Source organism: Rhizobium sp. A37_96, from assembly GCF_053521765.1.
Map to the genome: position 1 here is coordinate 106,791 of NZ_JBNWDS010000001.1, position 26,208 is coordinate 132,998.

20 protein-coding genes are annotated in these 26,208 nt (G+C 60.4%); 4 read left to right on the forward strand and 16 right to left on the reverse strand.

Annotated features, from left to right (window positions below; translation table 11 throughout):
- Positions 1-3: 3 nt before the first annotated feature.
- The 6 genes from ACQZ6J_RS00520 to ACQZ6J_RS00545 all read right to left on the reverse strand — a co-directional run bounded on the left by ACQZ6J_RS00520 (position 4) and on the right by ACQZ6J_RS00545 (position 7,602).
- The gene (locus ACQZ6J_RS00520) at positions 4-765 is read right to left on the reverse strand and encodes a sugar phosphate isomerase/epimerase family protein (RefSeq protein ID WP_163990940.1); all 762 of its coding nucleotides are present in this window, start codon (positions 763-765) and stop codon (positions 4-6) included.
- 79 nt (positions 766-844) lie between these two features.
- The gene (locus ACQZ6J_RS00525) at positions 845-3,322 is read right to left on the reverse strand and encodes a beta-mannosidase (RefSeq protein ID WP_449081179.1); all 2,478 of its coding nucleotides are present in this window, start codon (positions 3,320-3,322) and stop codon (positions 845-847) included.
- A 57-nt stretch (positions 3,323-3,379) separates the two neighbouring features.
- A complete protein-coding gene (locus ACQZ6J_RS00530; RefSeq protein ID WP_163990936.1) occupies positions 3,380-4,471 on the reverse strand; it encodes an ABC transporter ATP-binding protein in 1,092 nt (363 codons plus the stop codon).
- A 3-nt stretch (positions 4,472-4,474) separates the two neighbouring features.
- Entirely contained in the window at positions 4,475-5,371 is an 897-nt protein-coding gene (locus tag ACQZ6J_RS00535) for a carbohydrate ABC transporter permease (RefSeq protein WP_163990934.1), read from the reverse strand.
- 11 nt (positions 5,372-5,382) lie between these two features.
- On the reverse strand, positions 5,383-6,273 hold the full coding sequence (locus ACQZ6J_RS00540) for a carbohydrate ABC transporter permease (RefSeq protein WP_449081182.1): 891 nt from the start codon (positions 6,271-6,273) through the stop codon (positions 5,383-5,385).
- 90 nt (positions 6,274-6,363) lie between these two features.
- A complete protein-coding gene (locus tag ACQZ6J_RS00545) occupies positions 6,364-7,602 on the reverse strand; it encodes an ABC transporter substrate-binding protein (RefSeq protein ID WP_449081184.1) in 1,239 nt (412 codons plus the stop codon).
- Positions 7,603-8,062: 460 nt separating this feature from the next.
- Between ACQZ6J_RS00545 and ACQZ6J_RS00550 the strand changes: the two genes are divergently transcribed.
- Positions 8,063-9,094 carry a LacI family transcriptional regulator gene (locus ACQZ6J_RS00550; RefSeq protein WP_163990928.1) on the forward strand — a complete coding sequence of 344 codons (1,032 nt, stop codon included), beginning with the start codon at positions 8,063-8,065 and terminating at the stop codon, positions 9,092-9,094.
- A gap of 60 nt (positions 9,095-9,154) precedes the next feature.
- Here the strand turns inward: ACQZ6J_RS00550 and gndA are convergent, their stop codons facing one another.
- Positions 9,155-10,582, reverse strand: coding sequence for an NADP-dependent phosphogluconate dehydrogenase (gene gndA, locus ACQZ6J_RS00555; protein WP_163990926.1), 1,428 nt, complete (start codon positions 10,580-10,582; stop codon positions 9,155-9,157).
- Positions 10,583-10,878: 296 nt separating this feature from the next.
- Between gndA and ACQZ6J_RS00560 the strand changes: the two genes are divergently transcribed.
- Entirely contained in the window at positions 10,879-11,277 is a 399-nt protein-coding gene (locus ACQZ6J_RS00560) for an SRPBCC family protein (protein ID WP_449082716.1), read from the forward strand.
- A gap of 89 nt (positions 11,278-11,366) precedes the next feature.
- Here ACQZ6J_RS00560 and ACQZ6J_RS00565 read toward each other — a convergent pair whose 3' ends face one another.
- From ACQZ6J_RS00565 to ACQZ6J_RS00590, 6 genes are all read right to left on the reverse strand, one after another.
- On the reverse strand, positions 11,367-11,981 hold the full coding sequence (locus tag ACQZ6J_RS00565) for an ABC-type transport auxiliary lipoprotein family protein (protein WP_163991124.1): 615 nt from the start codon (positions 11,979-11,981) through the stop codon (positions 11,367-11,369).
- Between the two features lie 38 nt (positions 11,982-12,019).
- The gene (locus tag ACQZ6J_RS00570) at positions 12,020-13,390 is read right to left on the reverse strand and encodes an MlaD family protein (protein WP_163990923.1); all 1,371 of its coding nucleotides are present in this window, start codon (positions 13,388-13,390) and stop codon (positions 12,020-12,022) included.
- Positions 13,391-13,399: 9 nt separating this feature from the next.
- Positions 13,400-14,263: an ABC transporter ATP-binding protein gene (locus tag ACQZ6J_RS00575; RefSeq protein WP_163990921.1), complete on the reverse strand. Its 864-nt coding sequence runs from the start codon at positions 14,261-14,263 to the stop codon at positions 13,400-13,402.
- A gap of 12 nt (positions 14,264-14,275) precedes the next feature.
- A complete protein-coding gene (locus ACQZ6J_RS00580) occupies positions 14,276-15,436 on the reverse strand; it encodes an ABC transporter permease (RefSeq protein WP_163990920.1) in 1,161 nt (386 codons plus the stop codon).
- A gap of 149 nt (positions 15,437-15,585) precedes the next feature.
- On the reverse strand, positions 15,586-16,803 hold the full coding sequence (locus ACQZ6J_RS00585) for an MFS transporter (protein WP_163990917.1): 1,218 nt from the start codon (positions 16,801-16,803) through the stop codon (positions 15,586-15,588).
- Between the two features lie 168 nt (positions 16,804-16,971).
- Positions 16,972-17,778, reverse strand: coding sequence for a UDP-2,3-diacylglucosamine diphosphatase (locus ACQZ6J_RS00590; RefSeq protein WP_449082718.1), 807 nt, complete (start codon positions 17,776-17,778; stop codon positions 16,972-16,974).
- A 499-nt stretch (positions 17,779-18,277) separates the two neighbouring features.
- On the opposite strand from ACQZ6J_RS00590, the gene ACQZ6J_RS00595 reads away from it, so the two are divergent.
- Together ACQZ6J_RS00595 and ACQZ6J_RS00600 are read left to right on the forward strand one after the other, a co-directional pair.
- The gene (locus ACQZ6J_RS00595) at positions 18,278-20,554 is read left to right on the forward strand and encodes an NADP-dependent malic enzyme (protein ID WP_449082720.1); all 2,277 of its coding nucleotides are present in this window, start codon (positions 18,278-18,280) and stop codon (positions 20,552-20,554) included.
- A gap of 146 nt (positions 20,555-20,700) precedes the next feature.
- Positions 20,701-21,453 (forward strand): hypothetical protein, encoded by a 753-nt coding sequence (locus tag ACQZ6J_RS00600; RefSeq protein ID WP_449081188.1) that lies wholly within the window; start codon positions 20,701-20,703, stop codon positions 21,451-21,453.
- A gap of 110 nt (positions 21,454-21,563) precedes the next feature.
- Here the strand turns inward: ACQZ6J_RS00600 and ACQZ6J_RS00605 are convergent, their stop codons facing one another.
- The 3 genes from ACQZ6J_RS00605 to ACQZ6J_RS00615 all read right to left on the reverse strand — a co-directional run bounded on the left by ACQZ6J_RS00605 (position 21,564) and on the right by ACQZ6J_RS00615 (position 26,010).
- Positions 21,564-23,309, reverse strand: coding sequence for an ankyrin repeat domain-containing protein (locus ACQZ6J_RS00605; protein WP_449081190.1), 1,746 nt, complete (start codon positions 23,307-23,309; stop codon positions 21,564-21,566).
- Between the two features lie 165 nt (positions 23,310-23,474).
- Complete coding sequence (locus tag ACQZ6J_RS00610) at positions 23,475-24,302, reverse strand: TolB family protein (RefSeq protein ID WP_449081192.1); 828 nt, start codon at positions 24,300-24,302, stop codon at positions 23,475-23,477.
- A 28-nt stretch (positions 24,303-24,330) separates the two neighbouring features.
- Positions 24,331-26,010, reverse strand: coding sequence for an NAD+ synthase (locus ACQZ6J_RS00615; RefSeq protein ID WP_449081194.1), 1,680 nt, complete (start codon positions 26,008-26,010; stop codon positions 24,331-24,333).
- Positions 26,011-26,208 lie beyond the last annotated feature (198 nt).

The following is a 26,208-nucleotide window of genomic DNA, read 5'->3' on the forward strand; positions in this document are numbered from 1 at the left end:
GCCTCAAAAGCTCTTGAAGGATGCGATGGAGCGTGTGATCAGGCGATCGACGTCGCTCGGATTGTCATGTTCGACGACGAAATGCTTGGCCTTCGTGCCGGCCAGAGCCTTGAGCAGCTTCGCCCACGGAACTGTGCCGTGACCGACGTCGGCCCAGCCGTCTTCGTTCTTGTTCTCGCCGGCCGGCGCAATGTCCTTGACGTGAACCGCCGTGATGCGCGGACCCAGCTTTTCGATCCAGGCAAAGGGGTCGCCGCCGCCACGGATGACCCAGGCGATATCGGCTTCCCAGGAAATATCCGGCGCGGCCTCGAAGATCTGCTCGATCGGCAGCGAACCGTCGGCCTGCTTCACGAATTCGAAGTCATGGTTATGCCAGCCGAACTCGAAGCCCGCATCCTTGTAGGGCTTGCTCATTTCATGCAGGCGCTTGCCGAAAGCGCGCCAGCCGGCGGCGTCCGTCGGGCGCTGGTCGGCGGCGATGTGCGGCGCATAGATCGAATCCATGCCGAGGGTCTTGGCAATGGTGAGCGACTTCTGCACTTCGCCGTCGAGAAAATCCGGGCTGAAATGGCCGCTCGCCAAGGTCAGGCCATTCTTGTCGAGTTCGGCACGCAGATTCTTGAGACCCGTCTCGTCAAGATCGGCATAGATGCCGCCAAAGCCTTCGACCTCAGCGTAGCCGGCCTTGCCGAGCTTGACGAAGATCTCCGAATAAGGCTGGAAATTGCGGGCGCTATAAAGCTGAAATCCAAGTTTCGTCATCGATACTCCTCCAATGGCCTCCCGGCCGTCTGTCTTGGGCTTTTGGCCCCGAAATTGCCGCCGTGGCGGCGCGAATAGCTCAATGCGTCGATTGGCCGGCCACCGACTGGCTGGTCTCCAGATCGTAGATACGGAAGTCCGGCACGCCGCCTGTCAGCGGGTTTGCCGGCGTGAAGACGATGCGGCGGCTTTCGCCGGCGGCAAGATCGAAGGCGTTATCGGAATAGCGCCCCTCTACCTCGCTCTCGATCATCACGAACAGCGCAAGTCCCTTGGCGGTGACGGTGAGTTCCACCGTCCCGTTCTCCTTTTTCTCCTCCCTGAGCACCGTCAGGCCGGCTGGCTGAAGCTCGAGCGCCTTGTAGGTGCCGTGGACATAATGCCCCTCGCCGCCCATGCCGTTCGATGCGGTGAAACGCCACGCCAGCAGGCAATCGGCCGGCACCTGATCCGCGTCGATCGATAATGCGGTAATCGCCGCATCCGGCGTGCAGACCGCATGGGCGGTCGTCAGCGGCACGCGCTCACCGTCGAGCTTCAGCAGCGATACGGAAATATCGGCCGTGATGTCGGCGTTGGTGTCGTTGACCAGTGAAAAGCGGATCGTCTTGTTGTCCTCGGACGGAATTGCCGCGACCGATACCGGCTGGAAGAAGCGCCGCACCAGATAATGCATGACCTTCCACCGGCCGCCATAGTCCAGGCTGGACCACGAAGCCACCGGCCAGGTGTCGTTGAGCTGCCAGTAGATCGTGCCCATGCAATGCGGCTTCAGCGAGCGCCAATACTCCACCGCCGTCTTGATGGCGAGGCCCTGCTGAACCTGGCTCAGATAGACGAAATTCGGGAAATCCTTCGGGAAGCGGAAGTAGCGGAACATCGTGCCGGCAATGCGCTCGTTGCCGCCGGCATTCTTCTGGTGCAACTCCATGACCGGAGAAGCGATGTTCATGTCCTTCGCGTCGGCATAGGTCTTGATGACGGGTAGCGACGTATAGGACTGAAAGCCGAATTCCGAGCAGAAGCGCGGACGCACGGTGCGATAATTGTCGAAGGACTTGTTCTCGTGCCAGACCGACCAGTAATGCATGTCGCCGGAGCCATCGGCGTGCCAGGCATCGCCGAAATTGAGATAGCCCGAAGCCGGGCTGGACGGCCACCAGATCGCATCCGGCAGCGCCTTTTTCATCGCCTTCTCGATCGTCCTGTTCAGCCGGTCGTAGGAAACGAGATAGCGATCGCGATCCCTACGGGATTCCTCGAACCAGGTGAGCGCCCCCACTAGCTCGTTATCACCGCACCAGAGAACGATGGAAGGATGCGTCGCCAGCCGGCGCACCTGATAGTCCACCTCCGCCTCGACATTTTCCAGGAAGTCGCCCGTGGAGGGATAGAGATTACAGGCGAACATGAAGTCCTGCCACACCATCAGCCCCAAGCGGTCGCAGGTGTCGTAGAACCAGTCATGTTCATAGAAGCCGCCGCCCCAGACGCGGATGACGTTCATATTGGCGGCCGCCGCAGATTGCAGCAGATCCTCGGTCAGCTCCGGCTTGGAGCGCGAGAACAGGGCATCGGCCGGGATCCAGTTGGCACCGCGGGCAAAGATCTCGCGGCCGTTGACCTTTAGCGCGAAGCGGCTTCCGGCCTCGTCCTCGTCGGTCATCAACTCGACCGTGCGCAGGCCGATCTGTCGCGTGACGGTTTCAAAACTGGTTTCGACGGACAAGGCATAAAGCGCCTGCTCGCCATTGCCGGCCGGCCACCAGAGCCTGGGCTTGTCGACATGGAAGACATGAGTGATGGACGTCTCGCCGGCATTGACGCCGACATCGAGGCGCACCCGCTCGTCATCGAGCGAAAAATAGAGTTGCGCGATGCCGGTTCCCTTGGCGAACAGCGCCACCGTCACCTTGAGATCGACGGAACCGTCGCCATTATGGATCTGCTGGGTGACGACATTCTCGATGCGGGCGATCTCGAGCTTCTTCAGCGCGATAGTGCCGTAGAGGCCGAGCGGCGCGATCGCAATGTTCCAGTCCCAGCCGAAATGGCATTGCGGCTTGCGCAGCATGTTGCCGTTGGGGATCGGAGAATTGCCGGTGCTGTAGGGGATGTAGAAGGGCTGTTTCGCCTGGAGCGCGGCCCCGGTCGCGATGCTCGAATGCAGCACGATGCGAATGGTATTCTCACCCGTCTTCAATGCCTTCGAGACATCGGGACGATAACGCTGGAAGCAGTTGTTGCCCTCCAGCACCAGCGCATCGTTGACGTAGACGCTCGCGACCGTATCGAGATAGTCGATGTCGAGATACCAGTCTCCGCCGGCATCATCGAGCGTGAAGCTGCGCGTCAGCTCCCAGTCCTGCTGGGCGACCCACTGCACCACTTCTTCGTTGCGAGCGAAATAAGGATCGGGAATGAGCCCCTCCGTGTGGAGGGCCGTGTGGACATCACCGGGTAGCGACATGGAAAGCGAATGGTCGCTGTCGGGAGACGTCAGCCTCCACGACCCGGCCAGATCGACGGTGAAGTTATCATTGATCGAAGACGACATCGGACCTCCCCGGACCGCTGTAAGACGGAGGCGGCTTTGCCGCCTCCGAGCATGGGATCAGATTCTGAGTTCTGTCTGCGCATCAAAGAGCGATGCGAGAGACATGTCAAAGCCGAGTTTCACAGCCGAACCGGGGCCAAAACGCCGGGAACCGTTGACGCGGACCGACATGGTATGGCCGGCGTGTTTCAGCCACAGCAGGTTATCGGCGCCCATCGGCTCCTCGATATCGACGGTAGCATTGTGAACCTCCGCGCCCGAAGCCAATTCTTCATTGACCTTGATATGTTCCGGACGAACCCCCAGCACGACCTTGCGCCCGGCCTGCAGCGCCTCGCCTGCCTTGTAGCCATCGAGGGAGAACAGCACGTCATTGGTCGCGAACACCACCTTGCCCTCGCGATTGACCAGCTCGCCGCGCAGGAAGTTCATGGACGGCGATCCGATGAAGCCGGCGACGAAAAGGTTGCGCGGCTCGTTATAGATCGTCGTCGGGTCGTCGAGCTGCATGATGACGCCGTTCTTCATGATGGCGATACGGTCGGCGAGCGTCAGCGCCTCGATCTGGTCGTGGGTGACATAGATCATCGTGTTCTTCAGCGACTGGTGCAGCCGCTTGATTTCCACGCGCAGTTCCGAGCGCAGCTTGGCATCGAGGTTCGACAGCGGCTCGTCGAAGAGGAAGACATCGACATCGCGCACCAGGGCGCGGCCGATGGCGACGCGCTGGCGCTGGCCACCCGAAAGCTCGGCCGGCTTGCGCTTCAGGAGCGGCTCGATCTGCAGGATCTCGGCGGCACGCGCGATACGCTTCTTGATCTCATCTCCCGGCACCTTGGCGACGCGCAGACCGAAGGAGAGGTTCTTTTCGACCGACATTTGCGGATAGAGCGCGTAGGACTGGAACACCATGCCGATGCCGCGGTCCTTGGGCTCCTCCCAGGTGACGTTCTTGCCCTTGATGAAGATCTGCCCTTCGCTGATGTCGAGCAGCCCTGCAATGCAGTTGAGCAAGGTCGACTTGCCGCAGCCCGACGAGCCGAGAAGCACCAGAAACTCGCCGTCATTGATCTCGAGATTGAGATTTTTCAGAACGTTGACCGCACCGAAATTCAGCGAAAGGTCTTTGATGGAAACGCTACTGTTCATGGATCACCCCTTCACTGCGCCGGCGGCGATGCCCCGGACGAAGAGCCGTCCGGACACGAAATAGACGATAAGCGGCACCGCGCCGGTCAGTAGCGTTGCGGCCATGTTGACGTTGTATTCCTTCACGCCCTGCACGGCGTTGACGACGTTGTTGAGCTGCACGGTCATCGGATAGTTCTGCGTGCCGGCGAAGATGACGCCGAACAGGAAGTCGTTCCAGATGCCGGTGATCTGGATGATCATGCCGACGACGAAGATCGGCAGCGACATGGGCAGCATGATGCGCAGGAAGATCTGCCAGAAGCCCGCTCCATCGACGCGCGCCGCCTTGAAAAGCTCCGGCGGAAGCGAGGCGAAGTAATTGCGGAACAGCAGCGTGTTGATCGGCATGCCGAAGATCGTATGCACGAGCACGATGCCGCCGAGCGTGGAAAACAGATGGAGTTCGCGCAGCACCATGACCAGCGGATAGAGCATGACCTGATAGGGAATGAACGCGCCGAACAGCAGGATCGTGAAGAAGACTTCCGATCCCTTGAAGCGCCAGTTCGCCAGCGCGTAACCGTTGACCGACGCAATCGCGATCGAAACGATGACGCTCGGAACGAGTATCTTCACCGAGTTCCAGAAGCCGATCTGGATACCGTGGCAGTAAAGGCCGGTACAGGCCTGCGACCAGGCTTTCACCCATGGCTCGAAGGTGATTTCCATGGGCGGCGCGAAGATGTTGCCCATGCGGATTTCCGGCATTCCCTTGAGCGAGGTGACGACCATCACATAGAGAGGCAGGAGATAGTAGAGCGCGGCCAGCCCGAGAATGCCGTAAAGCATGATCGTGCGCGGCTCGAAGCGGCGCTTGGGCTTGGTGCCCGAAGGTTCGATGGTAGCGGCAAGTGCCATGGGTTCCTCCCTTACCGGCGCTTCTGGCGGAACTCGATGAGAGCCCACGGCACGACGAAGATGAACACGGTGACCAGCATGACGGTGGAGGCGGAAAGCGCCTGGCCCAGATTGGAACGCTGGAACATGAAGTCGTAGACGTACTTGGCCGGCATCTCGGATGCGAAGCCCGGCCCGCCCGATGTCATGGCGACGACGAGATCGTAGACGCGCACGATGCCCGAGGCGACGATGACGAGCGTGGTGACGAAGACGCCCCGCATCATCGGAATGACGACGAAGATATAGGTCCGCCAGGCATGAATGCCGTCGACGCGCGACGCCTTCCAGATCTCGCCGTCGATCCCGCGCAGGCCCGCCAGCATCAGCACCATGACAAGCCCGGTGCCCTGCCAGAGACCGGCAATGACCAGCGCATAGAGCACGGTCTTCTGATTGCCGAGCAGCGCGAAATTGAAGCTTGTGAATCCCATGTCCTGCATCAACTTCGGCAACCCGAGCGCCGGATCGAGGATCCATTGCCAAACCAGGCCGGTAACGATGAAGGACAGAGCGAAGGGATAGAGGAAAATGGTTCGGAACGTATTCTCGAAGCGGATCTTCTGATCCATCAGCACGGCAAGAAAGAAGCCGACGACGAAGGCGAAAATCAAGCTGAGAATGCCGTAGGTGGCGAGGTTGCCGATCGAAATATTCCAGCGATCGGTGCCCCACAGGCGCTGATACTGCGCCAGGCCGACGAAATTGGAGCTGGGGAGCAGCCTCGAGTCGGTGAACGAATAGATGACGGTCCAGAGCGTGCAACCGACGAAGACGACGATCACGGTCAGCACCATCGGGATGGCGGCGATCTTCGCATTGAGGTTGCGGAACAAACCAAGTGGCCGGACAGCGTTAGCCATCGATACCTCCGTTGGTGGCGCGCATCGGGACAGGCGAGAACCCTCGCCCGCCCCGATGCTTGCCATCGCGATTGATAGGATGGTCGTGTGTCAGTGCGCCTGCTTGATGATGTCGGCCTGCTTTGCGAGCGCCTCGTCGACGGTCATCTTCGACGAGAAGAACTGCAGTCCGAGATCGGTCATCTGCCCGCGGGTATCGGGATCGAGCAGCTGCGTGACACCCGGCAGCACGTTGTCCGGGTTCTGCAGAATTTCCAGACCCTTCTTCATGCAGCTGTTGGCAGCAGCCAGATCGACGTCGCCGCGAACAGGCAGGGAGCCCTTGGCCAGGTTGAACTTCACCTGGGTTTCCTTGGAGACCAGCATGCTTGCAAGCTCGAGTTGCGCCTTGGTGATGTCGGCATTGCTGTTCTTCGGGAAGTAGAAGCTGTCGCCGCCGGTATCGAGCAGCGCATGGAAGCCGAGACCCGGCAGGCAGTCGTAATCCTTGCCGGCAACCTGCTTGGCGACACCGAACTCGCCCTGCGCCCAGTCGCCCATGATCTGGCCGGCGGCCTTGCCGGTGATGACCATGTTGGTGGCGACGTTCCAGTCGCGGCCCGAATAGCTATCATCGACCATGTCGCGAGCCTGTGCGAAAGCATCCCACACCTTGCGGTTTTCGGCGCTGTTGACCGCATCGGCGTTCTTCTTGTCGTAGATCGCCAGATAGGTGTCCTTGCCGCCGATGCCGACCTGCATGACGTTGCGGACGCCGTCCACCTGCCACGGCGCGCCGGTTGCGAGCGGAACGATGCCCTTCTCGCGCAGCTTCGGCGCATCGGCCGCGAATTCATCCCAGTTGGCCGGAACCTTCAGGCCGTTGTCTTCGAAGACATGCCGGTTGAGCCAAAGCCACTGCCAGGAATGGATATTGAGCGGCACGCAATAGATGCGCCCTTCGTAAGTGCAGGAAGCCAGCAGGCTGGCCGGACGAATGATGTCCTTCCAGTGTTCCTTCTCGGCGAGATCCGTCAGATCGGTCATCAGGCCGGCCTTGACGAGTTCCTCGGCGTCGCGGCCCGTATTGAGCTGCGTTGCGCCCATGGGGTTGCCACCAAGAATGCGGCTGACGATCAGCGGCGTTGCCGTGGAACCGGATCCGGCGATCGCGCCGTCGACCCAGTGATTATCGCCCAGAGCATTGTACTGATCCGCCAGAACCTTCACGGCAGCAGCTTCACCGCCCGATGTCCACCAATGCGTTACCTCAAGATCGGTCGCATTTACTGAAAAAGCCGGAATCGCGACAGATGCAAGCAAAGCGGCAGCCATCAAACGAATATTCATGAGTTCTCCTCCCTCACTGAAACGTTGCCGGAAAAACGTAGTCGAATCATTTTCGACACGCAACCGCCTATCTGCAAATTTTTTGGCAGCGACCGATTATACAACCTAAAATTATATTCCTCCTGTGGAAGACGGAAATACCACAACGTGACGCGAACCGGATTCTCTTGACGAAAAATGCCATATATCATTGATAATACGTCATATATTTTTCTCCGTTCCTATGCCACACCGCCGCATCGCTTTGCCGCTAGAGTTTTTCTCGGTTGTGCCGTCGGACACAACCAATGGAATATCAACGGAAACGCGCATCAAAATAACACTCGACTTTTGGACTGTATCGTTACAGTTTTTAGCATCAGTCCAAGAGGGGTCGCATTGCGTCTATGCTTGCGGCGGGCATGTGGGCAATATAAGCGGATTGGCTGCGGGAGGCGGCCGGGAGGCGAGCTTGAACGGAATGGACAATAAGAAAATCTCAGGGGGTGGAACATCGTCCGCACCCGAACGACCAACGCTGAAGACCATCGCCTTCATGACGGGACTCGGGATTACCACCGTTTCGCGCGCATTGAAGGATGCCTCGGATATCGGCGCGGAGACCAAGGAGCGCGTGCGTATGGTCGCCCGGCAGCTGGGGTATCAGCCGAATCGCGCCGGCGTGCGCCTGAGGACCGGCAAGACCAATGTCATTGCACTGGTGCTCAGCATCGATGAGGAAATCATGGGCTTCACCAGCCAGATGGTTTTCGGCATCTCGGAAGTTCTTGCGAGCACGCAGTATCATCTGGTGATCACCCCGCATTCGCACAGCAAGGATCCCCTGCTGCCGGTGCGCTATATTCTCGACACGGGCTCCGCAGACGGCGTCATCATATCGCGAACCGAGCCGGACGATCCGCGCGTCCGCTTGATGCACGAACGCGGCCTGCCCTTCGCCACGCACGGACGGACGGACATGGGCATCGTCCACCCCTTCCACGACTTTGACAACGAAGCCTTCACTCACGAGGCCGTTCGGGCCCTGGTCGCCAAGGGTCGGCGTCGCCTCGCGCTCCTGCAGCCCGCCAGCAAGCTCACCTACTATTCGCACATCCGCATCGGCTTCCAGATCGGCCTGCACGAATTCGGCGCCGAGGAAATTCCCCTGAGGGTGACGACCGACGCCCCCCTGGCCGATATCAGGGACAGCGTCGAGGCGCTGATGCGCTCGTCGCATCCACCGGATGGTATCGTCTGCTCCAGCGGCGGCGGCGCCATTGCCGTCAACGCGGGCATCGAAGCGGCCGGATTTCGCCTCGGCCGCGACATCGATATGGTCGCCAAGCAATCGACCGATGTGCTGAACTGGATCCGCCCGGAAATCATTACGATCTACGAGGACGTGCGCCACGGCGGCCGCGAGCTGGCCAAGGCCGTTATCGCTCGCATCGACGGGATAGAACCGCAACTGCTGCAAAGCATCAGTGAGCCCGATTGGCCAAAGAGCTGATGACAAAAGGCCCGCCGGATCTCTCCGGCGGGCCTTTTCACATAGGGTTCAATAGTTCTATCAGCCGTGGGCGCCGCTGCCCCAAGGGCCGTGGTGAATATCCTTGCCATCGACGCGATCGAAGCCGTGTGCGCCGAAGAAGTCGCGCTGGGCCTGGATCAGGTTGGCCGTGCCGCGAGCCTGGCGGTAGGCATCGAAATAGGTCAATGCCGAAGCCAGCGCCGGAACCGGCAGGCCGGCGGCTGTCGCAGCCGAAACGATACGCCGCAGCGACGGGATCGATTCCTTCACCATTTCGGCGAAAGCCGGAGTGACGATCAGGTTCGCCGCATCCGGCGTCTTCGTGAAGGCGCTGGTGATCTCGTCGAGGAACTGCGAGCGGATGATGCAGCCGGCACGCCAGATCTTGGCGATGATGGGCATCGGCAGCGACCAGTTGAACTCCTTCGACGCTTCGGCCATGACGGCAAAACCCTGGGCATAGGCGCCGATCTTGGCAGCAAACAATGCGAGCTCGAGATCCTTCAACAAGTCGGGGCCGAACGCGATCGGGAACTTGTAGTCCGGCTTGCCGAAGATCTTTTCGGCGGCCTCGCGCTGGCTCTTGATGGCAGAGAGGCTACGCGCAGCGACAGCGGCTTCGATGGCGGTCGCCGGAATGCCCATGTTCTGCGCTTCGATGACGGACCATTTGCCGGTGCCCTTCTGGCCGGCCTTGTCGAGAATGATATCGGGCACGGCGCTGCCGGTTGCCGGATCCTTGGCCGCCAGAACCTTCTCGGTGATCTCGATGAGGTAGGAGTTGAGGCGGCCCTTGTTCCACTCGCCGAAGATGGAGCTGATCTCGGCGGCGCTCTTGCCGAGGCCATCGCGCAGGATGCCGTAGATTTCAGCGATCATCTGCATGTCGGCATATTCGATGCCGTTATGGATGGTCTTGACGAAATGACCGGCGCCGCCGTTGCCGAGCCAGGCAACGCAAGGATCGTCATTGTATTTGGCGGCGATCGAGGTCAGGACCTTTTCGACGCGCTTGTAGGATTCCTCCGTGCCGCCAACCATGATCGACGGGCCGTGGCGCGCGCCTTCCTCACCACCGGACACACCCATGCCAATGAAGGTCAGGCCGGTGTCCTTCAGCCGGTCGAAGCGGGCGATCGTATCGCGGAAATTGGCGTTGCCGGCGTCGATCATGATGTCGCCCTTGTCGAGATGGGGCTGCAGCGCCGCCATCTGCTGGTCGACCGGATCGCCGGCCTTGATCATGATGATGATCGGCCGCGGTGGTCGGATCGCATCGACGAACTCCTCGATCGTCTTGCAAGGAATGATCTTGTCCTTGAGAGCGCCCGCATTCGCGTAGAATTCATCCGTTACCTGCGGGGTACGGTTGAACACCGCGATCTTGTTGCCTTTTTCGGCGATGTTGAGCGCCAGATTCGATCCCATCACAGCGAGACCGATCAGCCCGATTTCTGCCTTTTCCACGACAATCCTCCAGTGACTCGTTGACTGCATCCGGCCCCACCCTGAAGACCCGGAAGACGCAGCAACATCCGATATGACGCAATCCCGCCGACGCTCGGCGCGACCGGCGACAGCCCTGCGTTGGGGGTTGTTGTTGCACTCCGGACGAAAAACGGCAAGCCTTCGCAAGCCGTGAATCGTTCCCTTTGCAGGACTGTGCAAGAATGTTGCGGGATTCGTGATTCATGCATTTCCGAACCAGCGTCTACACGACCGATCAGAGCCGTATGCAGGATGATATAGAGGAGGAAACCACCATGTCGACCATGAGCGCAAAGATCGTGCACATCTCCATCGATCGCGACTGGAGAGAGGTCTACGACTATGCCAGCCGCCCGGAAAACATGCCGTCATGGGCTTCCGGCTTGGCATCGGGACTGACGCAGGACGGCGATGACTGGATCGCAGAAGGCACCCTTGGGACGGCCCGCGTGCGCTTCGCGCCGCCCAACGATTTCGGCGTCATCGACCATCGAGTGACGCTGGAATCCGGCCTTCAGGTTCACAATGCGTTGCGCATCGTACCGAACGGCGATGGCAGCGAGGTCATGTTCACGCTGCTCCGGCTCCCGGGCATGGACGAGCAACAGTTCACGGCTGACGCTGCGCACGTCATGCGGGACCTGAAAACGCTGAAAGAGCTTATGGAGCGCTAGGATGGCTCCGGCAAAGGTGCACAGCCGCCTCTGTTCGGAACCATATGGCAAAAACGAATAAGCTGCGCAGTGCTTCCGGAAATCCGCGCCTAGAGAGAGCGCAAGGTCCAGTCGACGAGCTCGCCGGCCACGCCTGCAAACGCAGCGTCAAGCGCACGAACGAAATCGGGATTGCTGCTGCCGCTGATGGGCACGACCTTGCGGAAGACGTTCTGCGCCTTCACCGTACCCGTACGGTCGTTCAGGATCTTTTCCGAGATTTCGACCGTAGCCGTCTTCTGGCCGCCCGATGCGTTGATCTCGAAGGCACGGATATCCGTGACGATCTGATAGTCGATCGCAAGCCCCTGCCCCGGCACGCCGACGCCACCGAGCTTGCCGGTGTTTTCGAACGCTTCGACCAGTTTCGACTGCACCATCCGGCTCAGCTTGTCGCTCCATTGCGACTTGCCGAGATACTGGATCTCCGAACCCGAAACGCGGATGACGATCTGGTTGCTGTCCAGCGCCTGTAATGCGGTCGGCGGCGGAATAAGGATCTGGCGCTTCTTGACCGATGGCCCGTTCGCCTTCACCGAGGCGGAAAGATCGTAGGTATCGTTGTTGGAAGAGGTTCCACAGCCTGCAAGCAGGGCCGCAAGCAACGGCAATGCGATCACAGCTTTCCACACCTGATGACGCTCACTCGACACGCAACCGACCATATTCAGCTTATCCCCCGGAGACCAGATATCGCTCTTCATCAATGCCGCGCGCGGCCGTCATATGTCTTGACCGTATCGCCACCGAAAATCAGTCGCTGCGGATTGCGGTCAAAATTAGTGATTGTGCTATTCAGATTGTCAACCGTGCCCCGTATGTCGTTGATGAGGGTCTGCGCATCGCGCAGGCCGCTGCTGGAGAACCGCTGCAGATTGTCGGCAATCGGACCGATGCGAGAATTGAGGTTGTCAGCCATGTTCTTGAAGGACTGGAGCGTATCCTTGGCCTCGGCAAACAGCGATTGCGTGCTGTCGCTGCCAAGCAGGGAATCGAGCTTCGTGAGGATGCCATCCACCTTGCCGGACGCCGCATTGAGCTTCGTGGAGATATCGCGGGCATTGGCGATCGTCTGATCGATGTCCTGCTGACGGGCCGCAACCGAATTGGCGACATCCCGTATCGATGCGACCGCGACGCGCGCCTGTTTCGTCACGTCGGCAATATCGTCAACCGATCCCTTGATCTTGGCGGGATCGATCTGCGCAACGATCGCATCGACGCGATCGAGCGTCTTCTGCGCGTTCTGTCCAAAGGTGTTGTATGTGTCCGCCGTCTGCTTGAAGCTTGCGACCGTCGCCTTCAGATCGGTCGTCGCATCCGCCACGTTCGCGGTGATCTTGTCCGCATTGGCTATGACGTCGTTGACCTTCTGCGCATCGACCGCACGCACCAGCTTCTCGATCGCATCCAGCGTCGAATCGACACGGGTCGATACCGTCTTGAAGGTGTCGGAAAGCTGGCCGACGCTTGCCAGGAACTTGTCGATATTGTCGGAATTGTCGGCAATCGCCTTGGAGAACTTCTGCGCGTTGCGCACCGTATCGGTCAGGGGTCCGCGAGAATCCGACACGAAGCCCTGGATGTCGCCGATCGTGTCGTTGGCACGGTTCAGAATCTTGTCCGCCGTCGTCAGCAAGTTCGTCACGCTCGATTGGTCGGCGAGCAGCACCGCCCGCTTGCCGGTATCGATCGAGCGCTTCAGGATGTTTTCGTCGCCGTTGCGGCCGCCGGAAAGCTCGATATAGGCAGCGCCCGTGAGACCCTGGATTTCAAGGATGGCCTTGGTCGAGGTGTAGACCGGCGCATCCGCGCGCACCTGCGTGAAAGCCAGCGAATAGTTTGGATCATCAGCGTCGATGGAGAGGCTCTGAACAGACCCGACCTGGATACCGTTGAAGCGAACCGGCGAGCCGACGCTCAATCCGTTCGCCGAACCGGGAATGCGCACGACGAGTTCGACCATGGGACCGCCCCGGCCATACTCCGCCATCCAGTAGACGAAACCGAAGGCAGCCGCGATGACAAGCAGCGTAAAGAACCCGACGATCGTGTAATTGGCTTTGGTTTCCATTGTCTCCAGTCACTTCTCGCGGCTGTGGGCGCTTGCGCCTTTGTCGTCGTTGCGTTCCCTGATGTCTTCCCGCGGCACGATCGAGCGTGCGCGCTTTCCCCTGAAGTAAGATTGCACCCAGGGGTCATCACAGGCGAGCATGTCCTCGACCGTGCCTTCCACCAATACCCGCTTCTGTCCGAGAACAGCAATACGGTCGCAGACGGAAAACAGGCTGTCGAGATCGTGAGTCACCATATAAACGGTGAGGCCGAGCGTGTCGCGCAGCCTCGCGATCAGCTCGTCGAACTCCGAAGCGCCGATCGGGTCGAGACCCGATGTCGGTTCGTCGAGAAAGACGAGATCCGGATCGAGCGCCAGGGCTCTGGCCAGCGCGGCGCGCTTGATCATGCCGCCGGAAAGCTCGGACGGATATTTGTCGGCGGCGTCGGCAGCCAGACCCACCATGCGGATCTTCATCAGCGCCAGCTCGTCCATCATCTCCTTGGGCAGATCCAGATATTCCCGCATCGGCACCTGGATGTTTTCCTTCACCGTCAGCGAAGAAAACAGCGCACCCTGCTGGAAGAGCACCCCGAGGCGCATGTCCAGCCGGTTGCGGTCCTGCTCGTCGAGCTTGTCGTAATCTTCGCCGAGAATCTCGATCTTGCCCGAGCGGCGTGGCAGCAATCGCAGTACCGTGCGCAGCAGAACGGACTTGCCGGCACCCGAGGCCCCGACGAATCCCAGGATTTCGCCGCGATAGATGTTCAGGTTCAATTTGTCGAGGACGACCTTCGACCCGAAGGCAACGGTGACATCCTGCGCCGACAGCACGATGTCCCTGCCATGTTCATCCTTGTCCAATGGGATTTCCGAGTGAAGCGCGCTCATCGTTGACATCCCTCAGAAATCGATCGCTGCGTAGAACATGGCGAACAGCCCGTCCATCAGGATAACCACGAAAATCGATTTCACCACCGATGAGGTCACATGCTGACCCAGCGACTCGGCACTGCCTCCAACCTTCAATCCCTCCACCGCCGCGACGATGCCGATGACCAGCGCCATGAACGGCGCCTTGATCATGCCCGAAATGACCGTGGAAAGGCTGATCGCCTCGTGCAGGCGGGAAATGAAGGTCGCAACGGTGATGCCGGAATAGGCCCATGCGACCATGGCGGCACCGAAAAGCGAAGCGAAGTTGGCAATAACCGTCAGCAGCGGCAAGGCAACCGTCAGAGCCACGAGCCTCGGGAAGATGAGCACGCCGATGGGATTGAGACCCATGACCTTCAGCGCGTCCACTTCCTCGCGCATCTTCATCGAGCCGATTTCCGCGGTGATTGCGCTGCCGGAACGGCCGGCGATCATGATCGCCGTCAGAAGCACGCCGATTTCACGCAATTGCAGGATGCCGACCAGATCGACGACGAAGACCTCGGCACCGAAATAGCGCAGCTGGAAAGCGCCCTGCTGCGCGATGATCGCACCGATCAGCGACGACATCAGCAGGATGATCGGAACGGCGCGCACCGCCATATGGTCGATCTGATTGATGATCGAAGCCGGCGAAACGCCGCTGCCGCGCCCGAACTTGAGCTGCGCGCCGCGCACCGCCGAACCCAAAATGTACATGGCGGCGACGAGATTGCCCCATATGTCGTAGACGCTCTTGCCGATGGGCGCGAAAAGCCGTTCCGGCAAGGACTTCTCCGGCTTCGGCGATGCGGCCTGATCGTCCGGATGCGCATCGAAGGCCGTCAGCAATTCGTCGATATGGGGGTCCGACCCCTCGATCGTAACATGAGCCTGGTGTGCTTCCTGACTCTCTTTGAGACGGCGAATCAGCAGCGCGCCGGCGGTATCGACATCCGAGAGGCCGGAAAGATCGATCACGACCTCGCCGCCGGAGCTGCGCTTCGACAACTGCTCGATCTGTCGCAAGACGCCATGCACGTTGGCGCTGCGCCAATTGCCCTCAAGTCGATAGCGATGGCCTGCACCCTCGGGCGCATCATCGATCCTCGGTGCGTCGGACTTCTGTTCGGCTGCTTTCAAATTCATGCGTCTTTCAAATCTGTCACAACATACCGACTCGGAGAGCCCGCTGGAATCGATGCTTCATACACCGACCGAACAGGGAATATCCATCTCATGCCGCCGACAACATATGTCACGGGTTTTTGATATCCAAATGAATTTGTTAAGCCGTGTCAGGATACGCCGTGAGCGCCTCCGCCAATCACCGGGTTTCTGGTCCTCAGCCCATAGGCGAAAACGACCATGGCGAGGCCCAGGGCGGCGACACCGGCCATGACATAGTAGCTCGACAGATCGAGCCACGCATAGAGATATCCGGATGCCAGCGTCATCAGGCCGAGAAACATGCCGTTGTAGAAATAGTAGGCGCCCTGCGCGGATGATTCCTGCGTTTCATGGACCGATGCGACGATGCGGCGCTGAATGCCCGTATGGACGCAGGCATAGGTGCAGGAATGAAAACACTGCAGCACGAAATAGCCGATGAAACCGAGATTGATCGGAAACAGGACCCAGCGCAGAATGCACATGCTCGAGCCGAAGAAGATCAGCGTCCATGCACTGAACCGCCGGCTCAATTTTTTCGACAGGAAGAAAACCATGACCTCGGCCGCGACGCCGATGCTCCACAAAACGGCGATTTCGGCACCCGAAAAGCCGAGCTTGCGCCAGTAGATCGACGCGAACGTATAAAGCATCGCGTGGCTCGACTGCTGCACCGACACCCCGATCATGGTGATGAGCAGCTGCGGAGAACGCAAATTCCCGGTCGGCGACTGCAGGTTGATCGGCTGGTTCTGGCGGCGCGTCGGTCCGATGCGCGGGGCGAACAGCCCCATCAGCGTCGTGAGGATGAAGCCAGCCACCATGACGGGCAACACGGTGGTTCCGCCCCACATGCTGATCAGCTGACCGCCGAGGAGGGTCGACAGGATGAAGGTGATCGATCCCCAGACCCGCATGGAGCCGTAATCGAACCCCCAGCGGCGCACGCCCGACATCGCGATGGATTCGACCACCGGCACGTATGGCGCATAGGTCGCGCCCTGGATGCCGTACACCAGAAGCACCGGCCAGAAATCGCTGGTCCAGTAGAGCGCGATCGCCGTCAGAAGCGAAAGGGCGCCGGACCATAGAAGCACGTCGGCGCGCTCCGTCATATGATCGGCCAGCGTGGCGATGACGGGCGTCACGAGAACGCGCACGACCATGGGAATGGCGATCACGAGACCGATCTCGTGGTCGTTGAAATTCAGCCCCGCCAGCCAGACGGGAAAGAACGGCAGGGCAACTCCGTTGACGAACAACGGCGCACAATAGGACAAGGCGGTGCGCAAGCGGAAATACGGGGGCGCACCCTCGCCCTGGAAGGACTTTATCGCGGGAATCATGACAGACCTGAAGGGGAACTGATTTGTCCCTATCACGCTATCGTGAGCACGACTATGGCGAGAAATGGCCAAAACCGTAACGTTTCGGAAAAATCCCGAGGCGCAGCCGTTCTTAAGCGATCAATAATTATGACACGCTATTATCAGGGCCGTGAAGAAGCGTAAAAATTACGCCGCCTGAGCGCCGAGAGGCCGCAGCAACTCCTCTGCCGGGGAACCTGCCGGTTGCGTCTCCAGGATGGTTCGCCATGTGATGAGCTCGAAGGTGCCGTCTTCGTGCTCGGCGATCGCCGTGCAGCTTTCCACCCAGTCGCCGGTGTTGATGTAGCGCACGCCATCCAGATCCTCGATGACGGCATGGTGGATATGGCCGCAGATCACGCCATCGGCATCGTTGCGCTTGGCCTCTTCGGCGACGACGCGCTGGAATTCGCCGATGAAGTTGACGGCGTGCTTCACCTGCAGCTTCGCCCAGGCCGAGAAGGACCAGTAAGGCATGTTGAGGCGGCGGCGCACCGCGGCAAGACCGATATTGATCAGGATGGCCATGTCATAGGCCCAATCGCCGAGATAGGCGAGCAGACGCGCGTTGCGGACGACCACGTCGAATTCGTCACCGTGCAGGACAAGATACTTCTTGCCGTCTGCCGTTTCGTGAATGGCGCGCTGCGCGACCTCGATACCGCCGAAGTGCATGCCGGGGAAATCCCGCAGGAATTCATCGTGGTTGCCGGGAATATAGACGATGCGCGTGCCCTTGCGCGCCTTGCGCAGAAGCTTCTGCACGACGTCATTGCAATCCTGGGGCCAGTACCAGTTTCGCTTCAGCCGCCAGCCGTCGACGATATCGCCGACCAGGAAGATGGTGTCGGCTTCGTGATAGCGGAGAAAGTCGAGCAGGTAGTCCGCCTTGGCGGCCTTCGAGCCCAGGTGCACGTCAGAAATGAACAGCGTTCGAAATCGCCGGGTGTCCATGTTTTCATTCACGAACTTTTTGTCCGTGCCCTATCCTACCTTGGCTATTCCAAAACCAGACTCGTGTTTCAGGAAGATGACAAGCCCTGTGTTTGACGGCTTATAGGCCAGGTTCAGCCGCGTCCCGCCGCGATCGCAAGGTCCTGACGGTCGCTTGAAAAACTGGCAACACCAAGGCGAAACATGGCTCTTCGCGGTATGTGCCGCTCATCCAGCCATGCATCGCCACGCCATCCCGCCGAAAGAGCTAAAGGATCGAAGTAACCGACATCGGCGCAACGAACGAGCGACGACGCGAGCGCAACAAATGCGACCCGCGCGAAGGCTCTCATGTCACCATTGCAGAAAAGGCAATTCAGTTTTGCCATGGCAAAAACGCATTGCGACGTCGATTGCATACTGTGAAGGCGGAGCGATTGATGTATGCAGGGGGCTCTAGCGCAGGCAGGAATGGAGACGCGACTTGGATACGAACGACACTTCGAAAGCAGCCAAGAACATGGCGAGCGGAAATCTCGACGAACAGGCGCTCTATTTCCATCGCTATCCCCGCCCCGGCAAGCTGGAAATCCAGGCGACCAAGCCGCTGGGCAACCAGCGTGACCTCGCGCTTGCCTATTCCCCGGGCGTCGCAGCCCCCTGCATCGCCATCCGCGACAATCCGGAAACGGCGGCCGACTATACGTCGCGCGCCAATCTCGTTGCCGTGATTTCGAACGGTTCCGCCGTGCTCGGCCTTGGCAATATCGGCCCGCTCGCCTCCAAGCCCGTCATGGAAGGCAAGGCCGTTCTCTTCAAGAAGTTCGCCGGCATCGACGTCTTCGACATCGAAATTGCAGCTCCCACCGTCGATGAGATGGTCAACACGATTTCGGCGCTCGAGCCGACTTTCGGCGGCATCAACCTCGAAGACATCAAGGCGCCGGAATGCTTCGACGTCGAGCGCCGCCTGCGCGAGAAGATGGAAATTCCGGTCTTCCACGACGATCAGCACGGCACCGCCATCATCGTCGCAGCCGCCATCCTCAACGGGCTGGAACTGGCCGGCAAGAAGATCGAAGACGTCAAGATCGTCGCCTCCGGCGCAGGGGCCGCGGCACTCGCCTGTCTCAACCTGCTCGTGACGCTCGGCGCTCGGCGCGAAAACATCTGGGTCCACGACATCGAAGGCCTGGTCTACAAGGACCGCAACGTCCTGATGGACGAATGGAAGTCGGTCTACGCGCAGGACAGCGATAAGCGCGTGCTGGCCGAATCCATTCCGGGCGCCGATGTCTTCCTCGGCCTTTCGGCGGCCGGCGTCCTGAAGCCGGAACTGCTCGAGCAGATGGCGGAAAAGCCGCTGATTATGGCGCTCGCCAATCCGACGCCGGAAATCATGCCGGATCTCGCCCGCGCAGCCCGTCCCGATGCCATGATCTGCACCGGCCGTTCGGATTTCCCGAACCAGGTAAACAACGTTCTCTGCTTCCCCTATATCTTCCGCGGCGCGCTCGATTGCGGCGCCAAGACGATCAACGAAGAGATGAAGATGGCCGCCGTGCGCGCCATCGCCGCTCTCGCCCGCGAGGAGCCGTCCGACGTCGCCGCCCGCGCCTATACCGGTGAGACGCCGGTCTTCGGCCCCAACTACCTGATCCCCTCGCCCTTCGATCCGCGCCTCATCCTGCGCATCGCGCCGGCCGTGGCGAAGGCGGCTGCCGACAGCGGCGTGGCGCTGCGTCCGATCACCGATTTCGACGCCTATATGGACGAGCTCAACCGCTTCGTCTTCCGCTCCGGCTTCATCATGAAGCCGATCTTCGCGGCCGCGAAGATCGCCGAACGCAAGCGCGTCGTCTTCTCCGAAGGCGAGGACGAGCGCGTGCTGCGCGCCGCCCAGGTCTTGCTGGAAGAAGGCACGGCCGTCCCGATCCTGATCGGCCGTCCTTCCGTCATCGAGACCCGCCTGAAGCGCTATGGCCTGAAGATCCGCCCGCATACCGATTTCGCCGTTATCAACCCGGAAGACGACCCGCGCTTCCGCGAATATGTCGAGCTCTATTTCTCGCTCGTCGGCCGCGCCGGCGTGATCCCCGAAGCCGCTCGCACGATCGTACGTACCAATACGACCGTGATCGGCGCGCTGGCCCTGAAGCGCGGTGAAGCCGATGCGCTCATCTGCGGCCTCGAAGGCCGCTACGAGCGCCATCTGCGCGTCGTCCGGCAGGTCATCGGCAAGCGGCCGGACGTTCGGGATTTCTCCGCGCTCAGCCTGCTTATTTCGCAGCGCGGCACCACCTTCTACGCCGATACCTATGTGACGTTTAATCCGACCGCCGAGGAAATCGCGGAATCGACCGTGCTGGCCGCGCAGGAAATCAAGCGCTTCGGCATCGAGCCGCGCGCCGCTCTCGTCTCGCATTCCAACTTCGGTTCCCGGGAATCCGAAAGCGCGACAAAGATGCGCAACGCTCTGGCGCTGGTGCGCAAAGCCGCGCCCGACCTGGAAATCGACGGCGAAATGCACGGCGACAGCGCCATTTCCGAGAGCCTGCGCCGCCATGTCATGCCGGACAGCGCGCTTTCCGGCGAAGCCAATCTGCTCGTCTTCCCGAACCTCGATGCCGCCAACATCACGCTTGGCGTGGTCAAGACGATGACCGATGGCCTGCATGTCGGCCCGATCCTGCTCGGCACGGCGCTTCCAGCCCACATTCTCTCGCCTTCGGTCACGTCCCGCGGTGTGGTCAACATGGCGGCTCTCGCCGTCGTCGAGGCATCGCAGCTCGCCTGATCAACTCTTTCTCGCAGCCGCCGGATGGCGGCTGCGAGTTGCAATTTCGTAAAATTCCTCTCGAAATCCATGTGTTTTGATGGATACGTTGTTAAGCTCGAAGGTATAGGCTTCAGCGGAATCGAACCGCTTTCGAGAGAAGAACCGTGTATCGCGGCACAAAATACGCTTCCTTTGCCTTGCTGTCCTTGCTGACGGCCACACCCAGCTTCGCGCAGGTTAATTTCTGCGACGAATTGCGCGGTCGCTACGTGAACATCAACGAAGTGATCGGCGCGAGCCAGGAGACGCGCCAGCTGTCGCGCGACATCGTGCAGCAAAACATGATGATCCGCCGGACAATGAGCGATCTGCGCAATCAGGGTTGCGTAGACTATGGCGGCGTGGCGATCGAAGGACAGGACGATCAGGGCGCCTGCGACGACATGAGGATGTCGCTCGATCAGATGCGGCACGATCTCGCCACGCTGATGGACCAGCGCGAGCAGAGCCACGGCCGAGACGATGTCGTGACCGTGCAGCGCCGGCAATTGCTGGATACGATGCAACGAAACGGCTGCAGCCTGCCGGCTTCCGCCACGCCGGATATCGTCATCGATACCCGCACGAAACTGGATGCCTATGCGCCGCAGGAACAGTCCCTGGCACAGCCCGAAAGCTCCATCACCGTCATCGAAGCGCCCAGGCTGCAGAAGAATTCCAGTCTCGAGCGAAGGCAGGCACCCCAGACGAAAGCGCCGGCGGTAACGCAAGCCGAACCGCAGCAGTTTCCGCCGGATCGCCCCTACGATCCTTCAGCCCATCAGGTTCGCCAGGTCGGACCTCAATTTCTCGCGACCGATCAGGGCAGCATCGACTTGAAGCACCCGAAGGCAGCCGGGCCGCAGCAGGCGCAATAGAGCGGCCAAGCGTTTCATACTCGCCTGACCGCCCCATCTATTCGCTTTCACGCAAAGCGGGCCGGAAAGCCCTGTCCATTCTCTTTGGAACAGCTCCGGCCGCCATGTTTTCAAGCCGTACCGGGCTGGCGCAGCAGGGAAACGATGACATCGTCATCCGTCTCCTGCGCAAGATCGCGATAGGACCTTCCGGATGCATCTCTGACCGCGCGGTCGGCGCCGCGCTCAAGCAGGAAACGCACGGCCTCAGCCCGCCGGTTGCCGATGGCAAAGCCGAGCGGCGTCATCCAATCGCGATCGGTAGGCTGCCCGTGCGGACGGATGTCGCCGAAGCGAATATCCAGCTGCTCCGGATGCCGGTTGAGGAGATCCGTCAACTGCTCCACCTGGCCGAAGGCCGCGGCAGCGAAGACATCGAGCGGATAGGCTCTCAGAAACTCGACCATTTCCGGCTTGCCGTTGTATTCGGCCCAGCCGATCGCCGGCGCGGCGAAATATGGATCGCGCAGGGTGGTATCGGCACCATGATCGATCAACAGCTTGGCCATGTCCATATTGCCATGAAGCGCTGCTTCATGCAGCGGCGTGCGGCTGGTCATGGCATTGACGTCGATGCCGAGGTCCAGCATCCGGCGGACGACGCCGAGATCGTTGTCGCCGGCAGCCTCGTGCAGCATGGCGGGATGAGCCTTCTGCAACGCCGCCGCGATATCGAGGTCGTCCCCGCCCGGCATTTGCCTGAAAACGGCGTTGATCTGATCGGCGGATATATCGCCGCTCTTTATCTGGATATAAGCCCAATCTGCCGGTTTTAGGCGAACCGCGACCGCGCCCTTGCGCACCAGATATGCCGCCAGCTCGCTGTCGCCGCCAAGACGCGCCCATTCATAAGGTGTTCTGCCGTTAACCGGTCTGCTGACATCGGCGCCATGCTCCACCAGCAGGCGCACGCGCGAGCCCATGCGATGCTCCAGCGCCCATGCCAGCTGATAGTCGAACACGGTCTGCGAATTTGCGACCAGCCTGCCATCTTCGCGCACCAGCCAATTGTTCCTGTCTTCGGCCGAAAGACCGTATTCCAGCAGGAGGGTCAGGCACGTATCGTCCGGCTCGAACATCCGGTTGTAGAGCGCCTGGCTGTCATTGGCTTCCGCGCCGGCCTCCAGCAGCAAACGCGCGAACGCATCGCAATCCGGATGCTGCGGCTGGCGGATTTTTCCCGCCTCGCCCTCTCCGAAGACGCCGGTCAATACGGTGAACCGATACTGGCCGCTATCGAGGAAGACGGCGTTGATATCGGCCCCGCGCCTGACGAGCTCGCGGGCGGCCGGCAGGCTGGATCTGCCCGGCAGGCGGGCATAGGCGGCATACATCAACGGAGACCAGTCGTAGGGCCCGCCCCTGCGGTCGAGCAGCTGCGGCTGGCGATCCAGCCAGCGCCCGATGCCATCGGCATCCCCAAGCGCCGCGGCAATATGGATGTTCTCTCCGGCAATATCCGGATTTTCCTCGAGCAACTGCCGCGCCTCATCGAAGCGCGCTGGATCGGCCGGAATGTTGCCAAAATAGGAGACCGTTGCGAGCGATAGGAAACGGTTGGCCAGCTGATCTCGCGGAACATGCTTGCGGTCGCCGCTTTCCAGATGCGCCTTGAGCTTCGTCCAGCTGGAGAAGCCGAATTCGCGGGCGAGGACGAGCTGGACGTCCTGCAATCCGACATGGGCGATGTCGGTAAAATACGGCGCAACGCGGCTGCGTGCCGAAGCATCGCCGGATTGAACGGCCTTGAGGAAAGACTTGGCCTGCTTTTTCAGGGAATCGAGTGTGGCGGTGCTCGCCAAAGAGCGCGTGGTCACGATAGACCTCCTTCCATTTACGTCCGGTATCCGCGCCCACAGACTGAAAAGAGGTGTGGCAGTCTCATTCTACGTGCATCAGGTGGGCCTTGCCCTTCCCGCGGATCGGATGCGCCCTGCGAACGCACCCAGATCTATAGCGCCGGTTGCACTCTGTCCAGAGGGTCAGACGGGCTCGTAACGCACATAGGCGAACGCATCACCATCCGGTGACCAGTTCGGCACGTTGATGCTGCCCTGGCCGCCGAAGAGTTCGAACAGCGTCGTGATATTGCTGCCGTCCATGTCCATCAGCCGCATCCGCACATTAAGGTCGCGCGGATGATCGAAGACGTCCGGATCGTAGGAGATCAGGACGACCTTGTCGTTCTTCGGCGACGGATGCGCAAACCAGTTGCCGTAATTGTCATGGGTCACTTGCTGCAGGCCGGTGCCATCGGGATGGATGCGCCAGATCTGCATCAGGCCGGTGCGGCTCGAGTTGAAGTAGATCCACTGCCCGTCGGCGGAGAAATCAGGGCCGTCATTGCGGCCCTCGCCGTGTGTCAGCCGCGTCTCCTCGCCGCCGTCGATCGAGATCGTGTAGATATCGAAGACGTCGTTGCGGATGCCGCAGTAGGAGAAACGCTTTCCGTCCGGAGACCAGCCGTGCCAGTAGGACGGAAGATTGGTCGTCACCTGCCTTGGCGTGCCGCCCGCTGCCGGCAAGACATAGATGCAGGCCTTGCCATGCTCGGTCTTGTCGGAAATCGCAATCAGCGAGCCATCGGGCGAGATGCCGTGATCGTTGTTGCATCGCGTCGCAAAGCCGGTATCGACACGCGCCGCCTCGCCACTGCCATCCAGCGGCAGTCGATACAGCAGCCCATCGCCGTTCAGCAACAGATAGCGTCCATCCGGCGAATAGTTCGGCGCCTCGACCAGCTGGTCCGTCTGCCAGGCAACCCGGTTCCCGCCGGTACGGATGTTGTAGATCTCGACCGAGCTGCGCATTCGTCCTCTTCCTGCGATGAAGGCGCGATCAGCGATCGCGGAACCGATTGGTGATCGGATAGCGACGGTCGCGGCCGAAATTCTTCTTGGTGATCTTCACGCCCGGCGCCGACTGGCGGCGCTTGTATTCCGCGAGATAGAGCAAATGCTCGACGCGATGCACCGTCGCGATGTCATGGCCGCGCGCCACGATCTCTTCGACGGACATTTCCTTCTCCACCAGGCATTCGAGGATATCGTCGAGCACCGGATAGGGCGGAAGCGAATCCTGGTCCGTCTGGTTCGGCCTGAGCTCCGCCGAAGGCGCCTTGTCGATGATGTTGTAGGGGATCACCTCGCCCGAAGGCCCGAGCGCGCCGGGCGGCACATGCAGGTTGCGCCAGCGCGACAGCGCATAGACCTGCATCTTGTAGAGATCCTTGATCGGATTAAAGCCGCCGTTCATGTCGCCGTAGAGCGTGGCGTATCCGACAGACATTTCCGACTTGTTGCCCGTCGTCACCACCATCGAGCCGAACTTGTTGGAGATCGCCATCAGGATGGTGCCGCGGGCGCGGCTCTGCAGGTTTTCCTCGGTGATCCCGCTTTCCGTGCCTTCGAACAGGTCGGACAAGGCCGAGCTGAAACCGGTGACAGGATCCTCGATCGGCACGATATCGTAGCGGCAGCCAAGCGCCTTGGCGCAGTCGGCCGCATCCTTCAGCGAATCCTGCGACGTATAGCGGTAAGGCAGCATGACGGTGCGCACGCGCTCCTCGCCGAGCGCATCGACGGCGATCGCAGCGCAGATCGCGGAATCGATGCCGCCGGAAAGGCCGAGAACGACCGACTTGAAGCCGTTCTTGTTGACATAGTCGCGGAAGCCCAGCAGGCAGGCGCGATAATCCGCCTCCTCGCCTTCCGGAATATGAGCCATCGGGCCTTCGGCGCAGTGCCATCCGTCGCCGTTCTTCTTCCAGGTGGTGATCGCCAGGGCGGTTTCGAACTGGCTCATCTGGAAGGCCAGCGTCTTGTCGGCATTGAAGCCGAAGCTCGCGCCGTCGAAAACCAGTTCGTCCTGACCGCCGACCTGCGCAGCGAAGATGAGCGGCAGGCCCGACTCGATCACCTGCCGCAAAGCGACCTGATGACGGACATCGACCTTGCCGCGATAGTAAGGCGAACCATTGGGGACTAGCAGGATTTCCGCACCGCTTTCCGCCAGCGTCTCGCAGATTCCGAGATCGTTCCAGATCTCCTCGCAAATCGGTATGCCGATACGGACGCCTCGGAAATTGACTGGCCCTGCGATCGTCCCTTCGTCGAAAACCCGCTTCTCGTCGAACTCGCCATAGTTCGGCAAGTCGACCTTGTCCCGGATGAAGATGACCTTGCCGCCGTCCAGCACGGCTACCGAATTGTAGCGGCCGGTATCGTCCTGCCGGGGAAAACCGATAACGACGCCAGGGCCGCCGTCGGCGGTATCTGCCGCAAGGCTTTCCACCGCTTTCCAGCAGGCGCGAATGAAGGCCGGCTTCAACACGAGATCTTCCGGCGGGTAGCCGGAAATGAACAATTCCGTCAGCAATATGAGCTGCGCGCCTTCGCGCGCTGCTTCCGCCCGCGCCTCTCGCGCCTTGGCGAGGTTGCCTAAGACGTCACCGACCGTCGGATTAAGCTGCGCGACGGCGATGCGGATGGTGTGGGTAATCGGGCTTTGCTCTGTCATGCCATACATTTAACGACGGCATCTTTCTTCCGCAACCGCCTTCCTTCCCCGCCAGGCATCAAAGATCGAGCTGCTCGCATAGGCGGTATTTTTACTCGGAAAATTACTAAGCCTGCCTTGCGGTTCATCCACCGTTCATGACAGAAGCATGACACTTCTATGAATACTTTGTAGCATTTGGAGAAATCCTTGGTCGCA

Bases quoted from the DNA above. Each gene is read 5' to 3' on its own strand.
- ACQZ6J_RS00535 (WP_163990934.1), bottom strand. From the start codon at position 5,371: ATGGCACTTGCCGCTACCATCGAACCTTCGGGCACCAAGCCCAAGCGC.
- ACQZ6J_RS00540 (WP_449081182.1), bottom strand. From the start codon at position 6,273: ATGGCTAACGCTGTCCGGCCACTTGGTTTGTTCCGCAACCTCAATGCG.
- ACQZ6J_RS00610 (WP_449081192.1), bottom strand. From the start codon at position 24,302: ATGCGCAGCTCGGTCGAGATCTACAACATCCGTACCGGCGGGAACCGG.
- ACQZ6J_RS00595 (WP_449082720.1), top strand. From the start codon at position 18,278: ATGGCGAGCGGAAATCTCGACGAACAGGCGCTCTATTTCCATCGCTAT.
- ACQZ6J_RS00615 (WP_449081194.1), bottom strand. From the start codon at position 26,010: ATGACAGAGCAAAGCCCGATTACCCACACCATCCGCATCGCCGTCGCG.
- ACQZ6J_RS00570 (WP_163990923.1), bottom strand. From the start codon at position 13,390: ATGGAAACCAAAGCCAATTACACGATCGTCGGGTTCTTTACGCTGCTT.
- ACQZ6J_RS00575 (WP_163990921.1), bottom strand. From the start codon at position 14,263: ATGAGCGCGCTTCACTCGGAAATCCCATTGGACAAGGATGAACATGGC.
- ACQZ6J_RS00545 (WP_449081184.1), bottom strand. From the start codon at position 7,602: ATGAATATTCGTTTGATGGCTGCCGCTTTGCTTGCATCTGTCGCGATT.
- ACQZ6J_RS00585 (WP_163990917.1), bottom strand. From the start codon at position 16,803: ATGATTCCCGCGATAAAGTCCTTCCAGGGCGAGGGTGCGCCCCCGTAT.
- ACQZ6J_RS00550 (WP_163990928.1), top strand. From the start codon at position 8,063: ATGGACAATAAGAAAATCTCAGGGGGTGGAACATCGTCCGCACCCGAA.
- ACQZ6J_RS00560 (WP_449082716.1), top strand. From the start codon at position 10,879: ATGTCGACCATGAGCGCAAAGATCGTGCACATCTCCATCGATCGCGAC.
- ACQZ6J_RS00530 (WP_163990936.1), bottom strand. From the start codon at position 4,471: ATGAACAGTAGCGTTTCCATCAAAGACCTTTCGCTGAATTTCGGTGCG.
- ACQZ6J_RS00590 (WP_449082718.1), bottom strand. From the start codon at position 17,778: ATGGACACCCGGCGATTTCGAACGCTGTTCATTTCTGACGTGCACCTG.
- ACQZ6J_RS00565 (WP_163991124.1), bottom strand. From the start codon at position 11,981: ATGGTCGGTTGCGTGTCGAGTGAGCGTCATCAGGTGTGGAAAGCTGTG.
- ACQZ6J_RS00520 (WP_163990940.1), bottom strand. From the start codon at position 765: ATGACGAAACTTGGATTTCAGCTTTATAGCGCCCGCAATTTCCAGCCT.
- ACQZ6J_RS00580 (WP_163990920.1), bottom strand. From the start codon at position 15,436: ATGAATTTGAAAGCAGCCGAACAGAAGTCCGACGCACCGAGGATCGAT.
- ACQZ6J_RS00525 (WP_449081179.1), bottom strand. From the start codon at position 3,322: ATGTCGTCTTCGATCAATGATAACTTCACCGTCGATCTGGCCGGGTCG.